General features: G+C 70.0%; 16 protein-coding genes. 13 read left to right on the top strand and 3 right to left on the bottom strand.

What is annotated here, in order from left to right; translation table 11 throughout:
* Positions 1-31 precede the first annotated feature (31 nt).
* Complete coding sequence (locus N1032_RS14300; RefSeq protein ID WP_259539821.1) at positions 32-916, top strand: glycosyltransferase family 2 protein; 885 nt, start codon at positions 32-34, stop codon at positions 914-916.
* Positions 917-986: 70 nt separating this feature from the next.
* Here N1032_RS14300 and N1032_RS14295 read toward each other — a convergent pair whose 3' ends face one another.
* Complete coding sequence (locus tag N1032_RS14295) at positions 987-1751, bottom strand: glycosyltransferase (RefSeq protein WP_259539820.1); 765 nt, start codon at positions 1749-1751, stop codon at positions 987-989.
* The gene (locus tag N1032_RS14290) at positions 1748-3058 is read right to left on the bottom strand and encodes a hypothetical protein (protein ID WP_259539819.1); all 1311 of its coding nucleotides are present in this window, start codon (positions 3056-3058) and stop codon (positions 1748-1750) included. Before N1032_RS14290 ends, N1032_RS14295 begins: the two co-directional genes overlap by 4 nt.
* Positions 3059-3114: 56 nt before the next feature.
* Here N1032_RS14290 and N1032_RS14285 point away from each other — a divergent pair, with 56 nt between their 5' ends.
* From N1032_RS14285 to N1032_RS14260, 6 genes are all read left to right on the top strand, one after another.
* Positions 3115-4047, top strand: a complete 933-nt coding sequence (locus N1032_RS14285; protein ID WP_259539818.1) for a glycosyltransferase — start codon at positions 3115-3117, stop codon at positions 4045-4047.
* Between the two features lie 62 nt (positions 4048-4109).
* Positions 4110-4847 carry a glycosyltransferase family 2 protein gene (locus tag N1032_RS14280; RefSeq protein ID WP_259539817.1) on the top strand — a complete coding sequence of 246 codons (738 nt, stop codon included), beginning with the start codon at positions 4110-4112 and terminating at the stop codon, positions 4845-4847.
* Positions 4844-5236: a DUF2304 domain-containing protein gene (locus tag N1032_RS14275; protein ID WP_259539816.1), complete on the top strand. Its 393-nt coding sequence runs from the start codon at positions 4844-4846 to the stop codon at positions 5234-5236. The genes N1032_RS14280 and N1032_RS14275 overlap by 4 nt, the downstream gene beginning before the upstream one ends.
* Positions 5233-6927 carry a DUF2142 domain-containing protein gene (locus N1032_RS14270; RefSeq protein ID WP_259539815.1) on the top strand — a complete coding sequence of 565 codons (1695 nt, stop codon included), beginning with the start codon at positions 5233-5235 and terminating at the stop codon, positions 6925-6927. Before N1032_RS14275 ends, N1032_RS14270 begins: the two co-directional genes overlap by 4 nt.
* On the top strand, positions 6921-7238 hold the full coding sequence (locus N1032_RS14265) for a hypothetical protein (protein WP_259539814.1): 318 nt from the start codon (positions 6921-6923) through the stop codon (positions 7236-7238). The genes N1032_RS14270 and N1032_RS14265 overlap by 7 nt, the downstream gene beginning before the upstream one ends.
* 31 nt (positions 7239-7269) lie before the next feature.
* Positions 7270-8760 (top strand): ArnT family glycosyltransferase, encoded by a 1491-nt coding sequence (locus N1032_RS14260; protein WP_259539813.1) that lies wholly within the window; start codon positions 7270-7272, stop codon positions 8758-8760.
* On the opposite strand, the gene N1032_RS14255 is transcribed toward N1032_RS14260, so the two are convergent.
* Positions 8730-9257: a GtrA family protein gene (locus N1032_RS14255; protein WP_259539812.1), complete on the bottom strand. Its 528-nt coding sequence runs from the start codon at positions 9255-9257 to the stop codon at positions 8730-8732. The two genes, N1032_RS14260 and N1032_RS14255, sit on opposite strands and share 31 nt — an antisense overlap.
* Before the next feature lie 148 nt (positions 9258-9405).
* Here N1032_RS14255 and N1032_RS14250 point away from each other — a divergent pair, with 148 nt between their 5' ends.
* The 6 genes from N1032_RS14250 to N1032_RS14225 are packed head-to-tail and all read left to right on the top strand — an operon-like array spanning position 9406 to position 16539.
* A complete protein-coding gene (locus N1032_RS14250; protein ID WP_259539811.1) occupies positions 9406-10611 on the top strand; it encodes a nucleotide sugar dehydrogenase in 1206 nt (401 codons plus the stop codon).
* Positions 10608-11363, top strand: a complete 756-nt coding sequence (locus N1032_RS14245) for a glycosyltransferase family 2 protein (protein ID WP_259539810.1) — start codon at positions 10608-10610, stop codon at positions 11361-11363. Before N1032_RS14250 ends, N1032_RS14245 begins: the two co-directional genes overlap by 4 nt.
* A gap of 26 nt (positions 11364-11389) precedes the next feature.
* On the top strand, positions 11390-12415 hold the full coding sequence (locus tag N1032_RS14240; protein ID WP_259539809.1) for an NAD-dependent epimerase/dehydratase family protein: 1026 nt from the start codon (positions 11390-11392) through the stop codon (positions 12413-12415).
* Positions 12390-13781, top strand: coding sequence for a hypothetical protein (locus N1032_RS14235; protein ID WP_259539808.1), 1392 nt, complete (start codon positions 12390-12392; stop codon positions 13779-13781). Before N1032_RS14240 ends, N1032_RS14235 begins: the two co-directional genes overlap by 26 nt.
* Positions 13778-15202 carry a hypothetical protein gene (locus N1032_RS14230; RefSeq protein WP_259539807.1) on the top strand — a complete coding sequence of 475 codons (1425 nt, stop codon included), beginning with the start codon at positions 13778-13780 and terminating at the stop codon, positions 15200-15202. Before N1032_RS14235 ends, N1032_RS14230 begins: the two co-directional genes overlap by 4 nt.
* Complete coding sequence (locus N1032_RS14225) at positions 15199-16539, top strand: hypothetical protein (RefSeq protein ID WP_259539806.1); 1341 nt, start codon at positions 15199-15201, stop codon at positions 16537-16539. Before N1032_RS14230 ends, N1032_RS14225 begins: the two co-directional genes overlap by 4 nt.
* Positions 16540-16565 lie beyond the last annotated feature (26 nt).

The raw sequence follows: 16565 nt of genomic DNA, 5'->3' as shown, positions 1-16565 counted from the left end.
CAAGGGTTGACGGCGTGCAAGGAGTGACCGCGTGACCCTCGACATCATGATGCCCTTCTACGGCCGCTTCGACCACCTGCGCGAGGCGGTCGAGAGCGTGCTCGCGCAGACCGACCCCGATTGGCGGCTCGTCGTGGTCGACGACGTCTACCCCGACCCCGCCCCCGGCGAGTGGGTCGCCGCGATCGACGACCCGCGCGTGCACTACCGGCGCAATGCCGTGAACCTCGGTGTCGGCGGCAACTTCCGGGAGTGCGTGCGCTTGATCGAGGCCGAGCGGGCGGTGCTGATGGGCTGCGACGACCGCATGCACCCCGGCTACGTCGAGCGGGTGGGCGAGCTGGTGCGGCGGCATCCGGATGTCTCGATCGTGCAGCCCGGGGTCGACGTCATCGATGCCGACGGCGCCCGGCACCGGCCTCTCGCCGACCGGGTGAAAGACGTGCTGCGCTTCGGCGGCACCGGTGCCAGGGTCTTCGCCGGCGAGCGCCTGGCCACGAGCCTGCTGCGCGGCAACTGGGCCTACTTCCCGTCGGTGGTCTGGCGGGCCGACGAGTTGCGGCGGTTCGGGTTCCGCGAGGGTTTCGAGGTGGTGCAAGACCTCGCGCTCATGCTCGACATCATCGAGGCGGGCGGATCGATGGTGCTCGACGACACCGTCTGCTTCAGCTATAGGCGGCACGCCACGAGCGTCTCGGCGGTCACCGGGCCCGACGGCGCGAAGTTCGCCGAGGAACGCGCGCTCTTCGACGAGGCCGACGCCCGCATGCGCGCCCTCGGCTGGAGCCGCGCCGCCCGGGCCGCGCGCCACCACCTCACCTCACGCCTCAACGCGCTGAGCGAGCTGCCCGCCGCCCTGCGCGCGCACGACCCCGAGGGCCGCCGCGCCCTGCTCCGCCACGCCCTGGGCCCCTAACCCCGCTCCCCCTCGCTGAGTTGCGCCAAAGTGCCCACCCGCGGACGCGGGTAGGGCACTTTGGCGCAACTCAGCGGGAACGGGAGCGGGAGCGGGCGCGGCGGGCGGCCTCGAGGATGGCGCGCACGAACATCCAGCGCGCGGCGACGATGGCGTGGGCGCCCCGGATGCCGAGCGGCGTCTGGTTGGAGTCGTGCAGGCGCCGTTCCACCACCACCTCGTCGAGGTGCCGGATGCTGCGGCGCACGTTGCCGGTGATCGCTATCCACACGTCGTGCGACTCCACGATGAAGTCGGGAATGGGCAGGATGCCGCCCGCGATCGCCTCGCGCCGGAAACCCATCGCGCACCCGAAGTAGGGCCGGTAGCCGATGAGGATGCCGAACAGGTTCGCCACGTGCCGGCGCGACCCGCTGGCACGCAGCGGCGGATACCAGAGCCTCGCCCCGTTGCGGCCGAGGATCGAGTGGTTGCCCGCCACGACGAGCGAGCGCGCGAGGCCGGCGATCATCGCCTCGTGCCGGCCGGGGGTCCACACGTCGTCTTGATCGGAGAGGAAGACGAAGCGGCCCCGTGCCCGCTTGATGGCCGCCTCGAACGCGCGCACGTAGCCGACGTTGCGGTCGGTCTTCGTGAGGAACACCCGCGACTCCCCTAGCCGGTCGATGGTGGCGACGATGGTGGCCACCGTGTCGTCGGGCGAGCAGTCGTCGACGATGACGAGCTCGTCGTCGGGCCCCAGCTGGGCGACGATCGACTCGATCTGCTCGGCCACGTAGGCCGAGCCCTTGTAGGTGGCCATGCAGACGCTGGCCCGAACGGGTGTGCCGCTCATGACGTGGCTCCTTCCGGCGCTCGCGCCGCGGCGCCCGGCCGCAGCGCCAGGTAGTGCACCACGAGCCCCGCCACCGGCCCGATCACGAGCGCGAGCACCGCCCGCGCCTCGATGCCGACGCCGAGCGGCAGCAGCAGGATGACGATCGCCAGCACCGTCGCCGCGATCCAGCCGAGCGAGAACGACCGGTGCCTGTCGATCGCGAGGCACAGCGCTCCGGTGAGGGTGAGCAGGGCGAGCATGCCGGCCGCGATCACGAGCCCCGCGATGGTCGCGGGCGCCACGACATACGTCGGCCCGTAGAACACGGTCAGCAGCCACGGCCCGAGCAACCAGCCGAGCACGGCGCCGACGACCGCGACGAGGGCGAGCAGCCTCACCACGGGCACCAGGGTGCGGATGCCGGCCGAGCGGTTGTTCACGAAGTGCGCGATCGCCACCCCCTGATAGGCGTTCAGCGGAATGAGCAGCGGGGCCCGGGTGAGCGTGATGGCCGCGAGCAGCGGCGTGGCCAGCAGGTAGGCCTCCGGGCTCGTCGTGAGACTGAGCACGACCGGGAAGCCGACCACGAGCACCGCGCTCGACCCCGACGCGAGCGACGCGTGCCCCACCCGCTTCAAGAACTCGGGCAAGCGGTTGTCGGCGCGCGCCCGGGCCGCCGAACGCAGCGTGGGCGAGAACAGCAGGCCGATCAGCCAGGCCACGGTGGAGGCGCTGGCGGCCACCGCGAACCCGGCCACGCTCGCCGCCACGACGGCCACCACCACGACCAGCACGATGCGCAGCACCGAGTCGCCGATCACCAGCCGCACATAGGTCGGCCACTGCAGCCGCCCGCCCAGGATGCCCACGATGGTGGCATGCCCGGAGTAGAGGGCGATCGCGGCACTGAGCGGCAGGGCGAGATAGGCGTATTCGTGCAGCAGCACCGGTGCCCACCAGAAGCTCGTCGCCCACAGCAGCACGCCGAGCGCGACGCCGACGCCGAGCCCGACCGGAAGCATCCGCGGTTCCCGTCGTTCGGATGCCGCTACCGGGCTGCGATCGCTCGCGTGCACCGCACGGGTGGTCTCCGACGACAGTCCGCCGAGGATGCCGAACCACGCGAACAGGAACGCCCAGAAGGTGAGGAAGAGCGTCGCCTCAGGCTTGTCGAGCACGTTCGGAACGATGATGATGACCGCGAACCCCACCGCCGCCGAGACGAGCGAGGCCGCCCCGACGCCCACGAACGAGCGCCGCCCGATGGTGGGCACCCGGGCTCCGGTGTCGTCGCCCGGCTGTGTCTCCGGGCTCGATTCGGTCATGGAGTGCAAGCATAGTAGTCGCTCCCGAGGATCGTCCGGGGAGCGGAGAGGTGCCTGTGACCGAGCTCGTCAGCCCCGCGGTCAGCGCTGTCGTGACGGCGTTCCGCCCTGGTGAGCGGCTCGTTCCGCTGGTGCGCAGCCTCGTGGCGCAGACGGCGCGGGTGGTGGTCGTCGACGACGGCAGCGGCCCCGCGTCCGACGCCGTGCTGCAGGCGGCGACGGATGCCGGCGCCGAGGTCGTGCGCCACGCCGCCAATCGCGGCATCGCCGCCGCGCTCAACACCGGTGTGCGCACCGTGCTCGCCGCCGAGCCCCGCCCCGCGTTCGTGCTGACCTTCGACCAGGACTCCCGCATCGCCGACGACGTCGTCGCGGCCCTCGTCGCCACGGCGGGCGACGCGGCGGGCGCCGGACTACGGGTGGGCATGGTGGCGCCCGTGCACGTGGAGGGGCTGCCGTCGCCGGTCACCGGCTACTCGCGGGGCTTCATGCTCGGCGGCACGCCCATCCAGTCGGGTCTGCTCATTCCGGCGCCGACCTTCGACCGGGTGGGCCTGTTCGCCGAGCCGTTGTTCATCGACGGCGTCGACACCGACTTCGCCCTGCGCGCGGCGCGGCTCGGCCTCGTCGTGGTGCTCGCGCCCGGCGCCACCCTCGGGCACAGCCTCGGCGACCGGTTCACACCCACCCTCCTCGGGCGGCCCCTGGTGCTCGGCGGCGCCCCGGTTGCCCTCGTCGTCAGCAAGCCGTTCCGCTACTACTACCTGCTGCGCAACCGCATCCTGCTCAACCGCCGGCACGCCCGGGGCAACCGGGCCTGGTGCGTGCGCGAGACGCTCGCCGACCTGCGGCACTGCCTCGTGGTGCTCGCCGTCGCTCCCGGTCGCGCCGCCCGACTGCGGGCGATGGCCGCGGGGGTGCGCGACGGCTGGGCCGGGCGCACCGGGCGCATCCCGGGTTCGCTCGAGCGCCGTCTGGCGGGGCGCTGAGCACCGTGCCGCACGGCGGCGTCACCGGATTCCGCCAGGGGCCCGCGTCTATGATGGTGGGCATGCCGACCGCCCTCGAACGCACGCTGATCGTCATGCCTGCGTTCAACGAAGAAGAGGCCGTGGGCGCCGTCGTGCGCGAGGTGTTCGCGAAGGTGCCCGGCGTCTCGTGCCTCGTGGTCGACGACGGATCGACGGATGCCACCGCGCTCGAGGCAGCCGCGGCCGGCGCCACCGTGCTGCAGCTGCCGATCAATCTCGGTGTCGGCGGCGCGATGCGGGCGGGGTTCAAGTACGCACGCTCCAAGGGCTTCGCAAACGTGGTGCAGGTCGACTCCGACGGCCAGCACGACCCGGTCGGCATCGAGGCGCTGGTGAGCCAGCTCGACACCTACGACCTCGTGCTCGGCGCGCGGTTCGCCGGCGTCGGCGACTACGCGGTGCGAGGCCCGCGCCGCTGGGCGATGCAGGCGCTCTCGGGCATCCTGAGCTCGCTCACCAAGACCAAGCTCACCGACACGACGTCGGGCTTCCGCGCGAGCGGCCCACGGGCGGTCGCCCTGTTCGCCCAGCACTACCCGTCGGAGTACCTGGGCGACACGGTCGAATCGCTCGTCATCGCCTCGCGCGCCAAACTCACCGTCACCCAGGTGCCCGTCGCCATGCGCCCGCGTGCCGGCGGCGTGCCCTCGCACAACCCCTACAAGGCGGCCGTCTACCTCGGCCGCGCCGCGATGGCGCTGTTCGTCGCGCTGATCCGCCCGCCCGTTCCCCTCGCAGAACCGATTCCCACGGCATGAGCGTCGCCACCTACATCCTCGGCATCGTCGCCGCCCTCATCACCCTCGGGGTGGTGGTGGAGTCGCTGCGGCGCCACCACCTGCGCGAACGCCACGCCATCTGGTGGCTGTTCGCCGGCACCCTGGCGCTCGTCGTCGGAATCTTCCCCGACCTGCTCGGCTGGGCGGCCAGCGTGGTCGGCGTGACCGTGCCCACCAACCTCGTGTTCTTCGTGAGCATCGCCGTGCTGTTCCTGGTGTCGATCCAGCACTCCGGCGAACTCACCGAGCTCGAGAGCGAGACCCGCACCCTGGCCGAGTCGGTCGCCCTGCAAGACCTGCGCATCACCGAGCTCGAGAAGGCGCTGGCCGAGGCCCGCCAGGCGCTCGAGTCCCGAAGGAACCAATGACCTACGCTCCATCGCCGGCCGTCGCCGTCGGCGCTCCCGCCCGGCCTCGACGGTCCGTCTGGAAGTCGCTGCTGCTGCCGTGGCTGCTGCTCGCGGCGCTCGGCTCGCTCTGGGCGCTGGCGACCCCGATCGGCGGGTCTCCGGATGAACCGGCCCACGTCGTGAAGGCCGGGTCGGTGGTGCGTGGCGAGCTCCTGCCCGAGACCATGATCGCCGCGGGCGGCGTGCTGCACGTGCCCGCCGCTCTCGCGTCGGAATATCAGCAGGGCTGCTTCGCGTTCTTCGCCGACACGCCGGCATCCTGCGCTCCCCCGTTCACCGGCGACCCGTCACAGATCGTCGAGAGCCACTCGTCGGCGAGCCTCTACAACCCGGCCTACTACTGGCTGGTCGGCTGGCCGTCGCTCGTGCTGCCCGACTTCTCGGGCATCTACGCCATGCGCATCGTGAGCGCCGTGCTCACGTCGTTCTTTCTGGCCGTGTGCTTCTGGGTGATCGGCTCGTGGCGCTCGCGCCGGGTGCCGACCGTCGGCGTTCTCGTGGGCATCACGCCCATCGTGCTCTACCTCATGGGCACCGTGAACCCGAACGCCCTGGAGTTCACGGCCGGTCTCGCGATGTTCGCCGGCATGCTCAGCATCGTGCTCGAGCCGAACCCCAAGCTGCTCGGCGGCCGCCTGACGCTCGTGGTCGTCTCGGCGGCGCTGGTGTGCAACACCCGGGGCATCTCGCCGCTCTGGGTCGCGGTGCTGCTCGTGCTGCCGCTGGTGCTGCTGACCGGGCGCGACCTGCTGGGGCTGCTGCGCCGCCCCGGGGTGATCGTGACCATCCTGCTCATCGCCATCAGCGCCGTGGTGAGCCTCTGGTGGACCTTGCAGAGCAACTCGCTCGGCACCGGACCGAGCTCGGGGCCCGACGTCGTGCCGTCGAACTCCGGCGTCGGCCTCAGCCCGATCGAAGGATTCTGGGGCCTGATCGGCAACTTCTACGGCCAGGCCCGGCAGATGGTCGGCATCCTCGGCTGGCTCGACACCACCCTGCATCCCGCCGTGTACCACGTCTTCTACGCGTTCGCCGGGCTGCTGGTGCTCGGCGTGATCATCTGGGTGCGCGGCCGCAAGCTCGTGTTCGTCATCGCGATGGCCCTGGCCTTCTTCTTCCTGCCCCCGCTCGTGCAAGCGGCCTACGTCACGAAGGGCGGGTTCATCTGGCAGGGCCGTTACACGCTCATCCTGCTGATGACCCTCCTGCTCGGCATGGCCGCGTGCATCGCCGCCTCGGAGCGCTTCGTGCGCTGGCGCCGTGGCCGCGGCATCCTGACCGTCATCGCGTGGCTGGTGGCCGGCGCCTGGGCCTTCGCCACGGCCTACGCCTTCGCCACCACCCTGCGCCGCTTCGCCTCGGGCTACGCCACCGACTGGCCTGCGATGCTGGAGCCAGGCGCCTGGGTGCCTCCGCTCGGCTCGGTCGCCCTGATCGCGCTGTTCACCGCCCTGACAATCGGCTTCGCGCTCTACGTGGCGATCGCCGGACGCGACCGCCGCGTGCTCGTCGCCGCGCCGCTGCCGCCCGTGGCCGGTGAACCCGATGCGCGCACGCCCTGGCCCGAGCAGCACTGGCCCGGCCAGCAGCCCGCTCAGCAGCCCTACATTCCCGCCCACTCGATCGATCGAAAGGAACGACCATGGTGAACGAACTGACCGCCGCGGCCTATGACAACCTGCTGCTCTCGCTGCGCGACGAAGAGGGCGTCAAGGTCACCTCCGAGGGCCTGCTCGTGCACGGCAAGCTCTTCGCCTTCGTCGAGGGCGACGACCTCGTCGTCGAACTCTCCGAGGCCCGCACGGCCGACCTCACGACCCGCGGGGTCGCCGCCCCGTTCCTCGACGGCGAGAAGTCCGAGCGCAACTGGGTGCGCGTGAGCGACCTGCAGCTGTGGCCCGAGCTCGCGGAAGAGGCGCACGACTTCGTGGGCGAACCGCCCGTCGGCGGAGAGTCCTGACCTCCCACCGAGCTCCTCTACCCTGGTCGTCGTGACCCACGAGACTTCGCGCACCCGGCCGAGGCCGGCGACCGAGGCGACCCCGTGGGTCGCGGCGGGCAGCAGCCGCGGTCGCGTGGTGCAGTGGGTGGCGTTCGCGGCTGTGTTCGCGTGGGGTCTCTACCTCGCGTTCTGGAACCTCGGGGCCGCGAACTTCAATGCCGACGAACCCATCTACCTCGACGCCGGCTGGGCCTACGTGCACGGCGACTTCTCGGCCAACCGCGAGCATCCGCCGACCGCGAAATACCTGATCGGCCTGGCTCAGCTGCTCTTCGGCCAGGGCGCCCTCGCCGGCCGAATCGCGGTGGGCGTGTGCGTGATCGTGGGCGCGCTCATCCTCTACTTCTGGATGCGCCGCGAGATCGGCTGGGTGGGCGCCCTGAGCGTCGCCGGTCTCTGGCTCGTGCTGCCGCGCGGGGTGCAGAGCGGGGTGCGCATCGACCGGTTCGCCCTGCTCGAGCCGTTCATGGTGGTGTTCGCCATCGCCGCCATGGCCGCCGCATGGCTGTGGTTCCGCAGAAGATCGTGGGTCTGGCTCGTGGCGTCCGCGGTGCTGATGGCCCTCTCGGTCACGTCGAAGATCTCGTCGGTCGTGATCGTTCCGGCCCTCCTGCTGCTACCGCTGCTCGACCGCCGGATGCCGCTGCGCAGGCGCTGGCGTGACACCGTGCTCGGCGGCCTCGTGTTCGGCGCCGTGTTCGCGGTGGTGTTCGTCGCGGCCTACCTGCCGCTCGGCATCCGGAGCGCCCTGACCTACATGGTCGAGTTCCAGGCCACCCACGACGCCCAGGGCCACCTCGTGGTGGTGGCGGGCGTGCCGCAGCTGTTCCCACAATGGTGGGCCAACCTGCTGTTCATGGTCGACGGCATGGGTGTCGCGGCCGTGGCGGTGCTGGCCATCGGCTCCCTCGCCTCGCTCTGGGCCCGGCGATGGAGCCTGGTGCTCTACCTCGGCGCCGCCGTCGCCCTGCTGTTCGTGTTCTACCTCGGCATCTCGAAGGTCGCGCTCACCCACTACTACTACGCCTGGGTCTGGCTGTTCTGCGCCCTCGCGGGCATCGGCATCGGCGCGCTGCTGGCGGCGAAACGCGGCCGCGCGGCCACCGTGGCGACCCGCGTGCTGGGCGGTGCCCTCGTGCTGCTCGCCGTCGTCTCGGGCGCCTACAGTTCGGTGGCCATCTGGAACGAGCGGGCCGCGGGCGTGGCACTCGTGCTGCCGGCACTCGACGAGCTGGGGGTCGACGACGGCGACATCCTCGTCGACGGCATGGCCGACTGGGAGTACACCGAATACCTCGACGACCGCGAGACGAAGGATGCCGCCGACCCCGACGTCGTGGCCGTGATCTCGAAGGACTCGCTGCGCTTTCCGCCGACGCCGGCGGTCACCGAGTTCCTCGACGAGCACGCCGGCGATCTCACCGTCGAGAAACTCGACGACGTGACGCTCTACGTGCTGGACGAGGCCGCCGCGGGCTGAGCCGCCTCGGCCGCCGCGGCCTCTTTGTTCTTGAGGGCCGTGTAGCCGTCGGCACGCGTGGGCGCGAACACCCAGAAGCGGTAGAGGAAGAAGCGGAACGCCGTGGCGAGCACCAGGCCGATGACGTTGCCCGAGATGTTGTCGGCCAACAGCGACGTGAGGCCGAACAGGTAGTGCGAGACGTAGAGGCAGGCCAGCGAGATGCCGAGGCCGATGACCGCGATGAGGCTGAACTCGGCCAGCTCGAGCACGAAGTTCTTGCGGCGGTGGTCGCGGAAGGTCCAGTAGCGGTTGCCGAACCAGGTGGCGAGCGTCGCGACGGTGACCGAGATGAGTTTTCCGCCCAGCGGGGTCTCGTACCATCCGTCGCCGAGCGCGCCCGACCAGAGGAAGTTGGAGATGCCGAAGTCGATGAAATAACCGATGAGCCCCACCACGCCGAACTTGAGCGCGTAGCGCACCAAGCGCTCCCAGAGGTAGTTCCAGATCTTCTTCACGTAGCAGGCTTCCTGAGCATCCTGACGCCCGGCGAGTGTGCCGAGCCTTCAAAATGATAACCGGCCATGTATCCTTGCGATTGCTCTACTGCTGTCGACACGGGCAGAGAGTCGCGAAAAACATCCCCTACAACAAGAGGTCAGGCGTTTGTCCACCAACTTTGACAGAGACGTAGTCGTCATCGGCGGAGGTGGCCACGTCGGCCTTCCTCTGGCCATCGCCCTGGCCGACCGTGGTTCGAAAGTCGTCGTCTACGACGTGAGCGAACGCGCGGTCGCCGGCATCAACGCCGGAGTCATGCCGTTCAGCGAGCCCGGTGCCGAACCCGTGCTGCAGAAGGTGCTGGCCAACGGCATGTTCACCGCGTCGACCGACGCCAGCGTGGTCGGCACGGCCGAGAACGTGATCGTCGTGATCGGCACGCCGGTCGACGAGCACCTCAACCCCGACCCGAACGCCATCCCGGCCGCGCTCGAGACCTGCATGCCGTTCTTCTCCGACGACCAGCTGCTCATTCTGCGCAGCACGGTCTACCCGGGTGTCACCGCCCTTGTCGAGCGCCGCCTGCGCGAGGCCGGCCTCGCCACCGAGGTCGCCTTCTGCCCCGAGCGCATCGCCGAGCACAAGGCGATGGAAGAGCTCTTCACCCTGCCGCAGATCGTCTCGAGCCGCACCGACACCGGCCGCGCCCGTGCGTCGAAGCTGTTCCGCACCCTCACCGACCAGATCGTCGACCTCGAGCCCGAAGAGGCCGAGCTGGCGAAGCTGTTCACCAACACCTGGCGCTACATCAAGTTCGCCGCGGCGAACCAGTTCTACATGATGGCGAACGACCGCGGGCTCGACTTCGAGAAGATCCGCAAGGGTCTCACCCACGACTACCCGCGGGCCAAAGACCTGCCGGGCCCCGGCTTCGCCGCCGGGCCGTGCCTGTTCAAAGACACGATGCAGCTCGCCGCGTTCAGCGACAACAAGTTCTCGCTCGGCCACTCGGCGATGCTCGTCAACGAGGGGCTGCCGCTCTACATCGTGACCCAGCTCGAGAAGCGCTTCGACCTCGAGAACCTCACCGTGGGCATCCTCGGCATGGCGTTCAAGGCCGGCTCCGACGACATCCGTTCCAGCCTCTCCTACAAGCTGCGCCGGGTGCTGAAGTTCCGCGCGAAGGCCGTGCTCGGCACCGACCCCTACGTGACCGAAGAGACCGACGACACCCTGCTGCCGCTCGAGTCGGTGCTCGAGAAGGCCGACATCCTCATCATCGCGACCCCGCACAGCGAATACCGCGACCTCGTCACCGACAAGCCGGTCGCCGACGTCTGGAACATGCTCGGCCAGGGGGTCGTGATTTGACCGACGGGCTTCGCGCCTCGATCGTCATCCCCGCCTACAACGAGGGCGATGACATCGTTCCCGGCCTCGACCGCATCTTCGAGGCGGTGCACCTCGACTCCGAGGTGCTCGTGGTGGTCGACTCCCCGAGCGACACCACGGTGCCCGTGGTCGAACGCTATGCCGAGCGGCATCCGAATCTCAAGGTGCTCGTCAACGACTACGGCCGGGGCCCCGCCTACGCCATCCGCTACGGCATCGACCACGCCACGAGCGAGACCGTCGTGGTGACGATGGCCGACGGATGCGACGACCCGCGCCAGATCGACGACCTCGTGCGCCTGGTCGAACGCGGTGTCGTCGTGGCCGCCGCGTCGCGCTACATGCCGGGCGGCCAGCAGGTCGGCGGGCCGCGCTTCAAGAGCTTCCTCTCGCGCACGGCCGGCATCACCCTCGAGCTGTTCACCAACGCCGGCACCCGCGACGCCACGAACTCGTTCAAGGCCTACAACGCGGAGTTCGTGCGCCAGGTGGGCATCAACTCCAAAGACGGCTTCGAGATCGGGCTCGAGCTCACCGCGAAAGCACGCCGCCTGCGGCTGCCGGTGGCCGAGATCCCGACCATCTGGCTCGACCGCGCGTTCGGTCAGTCGAACTTCAAGCTCGCGAAATGGCTGCCGAAGTACTTCCGCTGGTACCGTTTCGCGTTCGGCCGCAAGCTCACCGTCGACGAACTGCACGAGCTCGCAGCGAAGTCCGCCCCCACTCCCTGATCACCCACCAGAAAGAAAACACATTCATGAAGAAGGTCCTCGTCACCGGCTCCGCGGGATTCATCGGCGGTTACATCGTCGAAGAGCTGCTCGCCAAGGGCTACCAGGTCGTCGGAGTCGACAACTACTCCAAGTACGGCCCCGTCAAGAAGAGCTATGACGACAACCCGAACTACGAGCTCGTGGTGGGCGACGTGCAAGACGTCGAGCTGATGACGCGCCTGCTCGAGGACTGCGACCACTTCATCGCCGGAGCCGCCCTCATCGGCGGCATCTCGTACTTCCACACCTACGCCTACGACCTGCTGGCGCAGAACGAGCGCATCATCGCCTCGAGCGTCGACGCCGCGATCGCCGCCCACAAGAAGGGCCGCCTCGAGAAGGTGACCTACATGTCGAGCTCGATGGTGTTCGAGTCGACCGACCGCTGGCCCTCGAAAGAAGGCGACGAGCGCCTCGTGCCGCCGCCCCTGTCGTCGTACGGCTTCCAGAAGCTCGCGGTGGAGTACTTCGCCCGCGCCGCCTGGGACCAGTACAAGCTGCCCTACACGATCCTGCGCCCGTTCAACTGCGTCGGCATCGGCGAGAGCCGCGCGCTCGGCGACGTCGAGATCGACTCGGGCAACGTGAAGCTCGCCATGAGCCACGTGGTGCCCGACCTCGTGCAGAAGGTGCTCAAGGGTCAAGACCCGCTGCACATCCTCGGCTCGGGCGAGCAGGTGCGCCACTACACCTACGGCGGCGACCTCGCGCGCGGCATCGTGCTCTCGCTCGACCACCCGGCGGCGCTCAACAACGACTTCAACGTCTCGACCGCCGAGGGCCACTCGGTGCTCGAGCTCGCCGAGACCATCTGGCGCAAGATCAAGGGCCCGGATGTGCCCTTCAACTACACCAGCGACCCGGGCTTCGAATACGACGTCGCCAAGCGCGTTCCGGATGTCTCGAAGGCGAAGGAGCTGCTCGGCTTCGAAGCGACCACCACGCTCGAAGACATGCTCGACGAGGTCATCCCGTGGATTGAGAATGCCGTCGCAGACGGCACCATCTGAGTCGATGCGCCCGGTGGGCGTGCGCCGGTGGCTGACACCCGCGCACGCCCACTACGCCACGCTCGCCCTCGCTTTCGCCTTCATCTGCTGGTATGGCAGAGACCAGTGGTTCTACTACGACGAGTGGGACTTCCTGACGACCGGCGGTCTCGACTTCCTCGCGCCGCACGTGGGTCACTGGAGCACCGTTCCGATGCTCGTCACCCAGGCGCTCGTGCACACCGTGGGGCTGCACAGCTACTGGCCCTATCTCGTGCTCGTCATCCTCGTGCACGTCGGCCTCGCCCACGTTCTCTGGCGCGTGATGAACGCCGTGCGTGTGCAGCCATGGATCGCCACGGCCTTGGCGCTCGTCTTCGCCCTCTACGGGGCCGGCGCCGACAACATCCTCTGGGCCTTCCAGTTCGGCTTCGTCGGCGGCATCCTGTGCGGCTCGATCGCCGTGCTGCTGGCTGACGGCCTGACGCGCGAGAACCTGCGCCGGCGGGCGCCCGTGATCGCCCTGATCATGCTGCTCGGCCTCATGTTCGCCGGCACCGCCGTGCCACTCGTCGCGGCGCTCGCGCTGCTCGCCCTGCGACGCGTGGGACTCGTCCGCGCCGTCATCGTGGCCGGCGCCCCCACCGTCGTCTACCTGGCCTGGTATCTGTTCGCCAAGGCCAACCCCTCCTACTCGATGCCGACGCAGTGGCAGCCCGATTCGGCGGGGCAGCTGCTCATCGACGTTCCGCTGTATGCGGGCCGCATGATCGTGGGCGCCTTCCAGGGCCTCTCCCCCCTTCCGTTCGCCGGCCTCGTCGTCGCCGTGGCCCTGCTCGTCTTCGCCGTCGCGACTCTGCGGCGTCAGTGGCGCGCGGCCCCCCTGGCGCTCGCCTTCGCCCTCGCCGGCATCGCGTTCGGCCTGCTGACCGGCTTCTCGCGCCTCAACATCGACCCCGCGCTCGCCACCTCGGGCCGCTACCTCTACTTCGTGTTCGCCATGGCGGTGCCGCTGTGCGGGGTCGCGCTCACCGCGCTCTGCGCGCTCTTCCGCTCCCGCCGGCGCGTGGCCCTGGCGGCCGTGCTCGCCGTCAGCGCGGCCGTGGGCGTGTGGGGTGCCCTCGGCATCCGGCAGCACTCGGCCGAGATGGCCGGCATCGAGCTGCCCACCCGGGCCGTGGTCTACGCGGCTGCGTCGCTCATCGACGACCCGGCCGTCACCGTCGACGACGACGCCTACGTCGAGCCGCTCTACGCGCCCACGCTCACGGTGCACCAGCTGCGCGGCCTGGTCGACGCGGGCTACCTCGACGTGGGCGAGTTCGATCAGGCGGCGCTCGACCTGGCGATCAAGAACATCGTTCCGGCATCCGGAGGCGACGAGTGACCGGGCTGGTCGCCGCCTCGCCGGTCGCGCGGCCGCGGCATCCGGTCGCCACGCGACTGCGCACGATGCTCACGCCGGCCACCGTGCACTACGTCTCGATGGCCGTCGCGTTCGCCTGGCTCGTCGTCTGCGGCCGGGGGCAGTGGTTCTTCTTCGACGAGTGGGACTTTCTGAAGCTCTCGTCGATCGACTACTTCACGCCCCACCTCGGCCACTGGAGCACCGTGCCGATGCTCGTCACCGCCGCCACCCGGCAGCTGTTCGGGCTGGGCAGCTACTGGCCCTATCTCGTGCCGACGCTGCTCATCCACCTCGGCATCGCCCACGCCCTGTGGCGGGTGATGCGGCGCCTGCGGGTGGCGCCGTGGATCGCGGTGGCCCTCGCGTTCGTGGTCGCACTGTTCGGCGCGGGCAGCGAGAACGTGCTCTGGGCCTTCCAGTTCGGGTTTCTCGGCGCGGTGCTGCTCGGCCTCGTGGCCGTGCTGCTGACCGACCGGATGACGCGGCAGAACTACCGGCGCCGTTTTCTCGCCGTGGCGCTGGTGTCGGTGCTGTCGCTGCTGTTCTCGGGCACCGCGCTGCCCATGCTCGTGGCGATCGGCGTGGTCGCCCTGCGGCGCGTCGGACTCTGGCGCACGGCGCTGCTGCTGACGCCCGCGGTGGCGGTCTACGGCGCCTGGTATGTCTACGCGAAGCTCAACCCGGTCTACTTCATGCCGCCGGGCATCAAGCCGGGTGGCGTCGACAAGTTCGTGATCGACGTGCCGGCCTTCGCGGTGCGCATGATCGTGGGCGGGCTCGACGGGCTGACGCCGGTGCCGTTCTTCGGATACCTGCTGTTCGGTGTGCTGGTGCTGTACGGCGCGATCTTCGCGCGCCGGCTCTTCACGGCCTCGCCGGCGGCCCTGGGACTCGCCGCGGCCGCCGTGGCATTCGCCCTGGTGACCGCGGTCTCGCGCATCGACTTCAGCGCCGACACCTCGATGTCGAGCCGATACATCTACCTCACGACGGTGCTGCTCGTTCCGTTGATCGGGTTGCTCTGCACCCGTCTGGCCGCGGCGAACCGATGGGTCGGCATCGCCATCGTGGCGGCCCTCGGGCTCACCGCGGTCTACGGCGGCTACGTGATGCGGGTCACCGGGCAGGCACAGGCCATCACCGAGCAGGCGACGAGGGATGTCTTCTACGCGACCGTCGCGCTCATCGGCGAGCCGGGCCGCGACGTGAACATCTCGGCCTACCCCGACCCTGCCTTCGCCCCCAGCGTCACGGTCGGGGACATCCGGGCCTTCGTCGACGCCGGCCTTCTGACGGCCGGGCCGTACTCCGAGCGGGGCTGGAACATCGCGCTCAGCCGCCTGACACTGCCCGACGACGCTCCGGCGACGGTGACCTCACCGGCCGAGCCCGCGGAATGAGCCGCGACAGATTCGCCGACTGGGCCTTCGGGCGCGCCCTCACGCCCGCTCGGCCCCTGCTGCTGCGGGCCGCGGTCGTGGTCGTGCTGTTCGCGGCAGGGATCGTCGTGACCATCGGGCGGCTGCCGCGCGAGCAGCGCAACGTGCTCTGGTCGGAAGACGGCAACCAGTTCTTGGCCGGTGCCTTCCACGCCGACTACCTCACCAACCTCTTCACGCCTTACGCCGGCTACATGCACTTCCTGCCCCGCACGGCGGCGCAGATCGTCGAGGGCGTCGTGCCCACCGGCTACCTGGGGCTCGGCATGAACCTCGCCGGCGCCGCCGTGTGGTCGGCGGCGGCCCTCGCGGCCTTCGTCTTCACCCGTGACCGGGTGCAGGTGCCGCTGCGCGCCCTGCTGTGGATTCTCGTGCTGATCGTGCCGATCGGGTCGATGGAGGTCGCGACCAATACGTCGAACTCGCACTGGTTCCTGATGTTCGGCCTGTTCATGGCGCTCTCCGCCCGCAGCGGGGGCGTCGCCCGCACGGTGTTCGCCGCCGCGCTCGTCGCGGCCGCGGTGATGAGCGACCCGCTCGCCCTGGCATTCCTGCCGCTCGTCGTCGCGCGGGCTCTCGCCCTGCCCCGCCTGCGCGAGAACATCGTGAGCATCGCCTTCGTCGCCGCCGGGGTGGTGCAGGTGCTGGTGGCGCTCGGCACCGAGCGCGACCGGGGCGAGCCGCAACTCCAGCCCGGACCGATGGCGGCCACCTACCTGGTGCGGGTGGTCTGGGGCGATCTGGTGGGCCAGGTCGACGGCACGCGGCTCTATGCCGAACTCGGCCGGCAGCCGGTGGTGTTCCTGGCCGCGGCGGCCATGGTCGTGCTCGCGGCGCTCATCGCGCTGCGCTGGCGCCGTAGCGGGCTCGCGGCGGTGGCCCTCGCCGGGTCGCTGGGCTTCTACGCCGTGACGGCGGTTCTCACCTGGGCGTCGCTCGGGCGCCAGGAACCCGGGGTGGAGGTCTTCCTCGGCGGCCGTTACCTCGTCGTGCCGTCTCTGCTGCTGATCGTGGCCATCGTGGCGACGGTCAGCATGTGGCTCCCCGGGCCCGAGGCCCGCGGCGCCCGCCGGGTCGTGCGCATCGTGGTGGCGCTCGTCGTAGCCGCGGCGCTCATCGCCCCCGGCATCCTGAACTACCGCACGCCCGACAACAAGGCCGGCGTGCCCGAGCTGAGCACCTCGGTGCCCGGTTTCCGAGCGGCCTGCGAGGCGCGGCCGCACAGCTCGGTCGACGTGCCGATCGCGCCCCCGGGCTTCACCTTCTCCGTGCCCTGCGAGCGCATCCTTGCCGACTGAACGCCTGACGCCCGGTGGCCGCGGAG

It is taken from the genome of Herbiconiux daphne, assembly GCF_024979295.1.
GTDB lineage: Bacteria > Actinomycetota > Actinomycetes > Actinomycetales > Microbacteriaceae > Herbiconiux > Herbiconiux daphnes.
The sequence above is the reverse complement of the archived record's forward strand: the minus strand, read 5'-3'. Positions and strand labels throughout refer to the sequence as shown.